Origin of the sequence: Psychrobacter sp. AOP5-GZ1-6 (assembly GCF_052376345.1) — a bacterium.
In the GTDB taxonomy this organism is placed as follows: Bacteria; Pseudomonadota; Gammaproteobacteria; order Pseudomonadales; family Moraxellaceae; genus Psychrobacter.
The window spans coordinates 1-346 of record NZ_JBQSVP010000368.1 but is presented as its reverse complement, the minus strand read 5'-3'; the positions used below and the strand labels follow the sequence as shown (position 1 = coordinate 346).

The window sequence follows — 346 nt, the reverse complement described above, 5'->3', positions numbered from 1 at the left end:
ACATCATGAATATTTCAGTGAGTGTGCTGCTGAGGTGTGCAAGAGTTTTGATGCTGAGTTAAAAGAATGTAACGGTGAAGCGGATCATATTCACATGCTTATCCAGTACCCACCAACAGTGCAATTAAGCAAACTGGTTAATAACTTGAAGTCAGTCACCAGTAGACGAATGAGGGGTGATTTTATTGATTTAAGAGCAGCTTATTCTAAACCTGTGCTTTGGTCACGCTCCTACTTTTCAAGCTCTTGTGGCGGTGCGCCATTAGATATTATTAAACAATATATTCAGAACCAGCGAGGTTAGCTAGTGATGCGAAATTCACCTCCACCCTAATGTCGGGTGGAG

General features: G+C 41.9%; 1 protein-coding gene. It reads left to right on the top strand.

What is annotated here, in order from left to right; genetic code table 11:
- Positions 1 to 304, top strand: a 304-nt coding sequence (gene tnpA, locus ACT3RN_RS16240; RefSeq protein ID WP_444518890.1) for an IS200/IS605 family transposase, incomplete at its 5' end; no start/stop codon positions are given.
- Positions 305 to 346 lie beyond the last annotated feature (42 nt).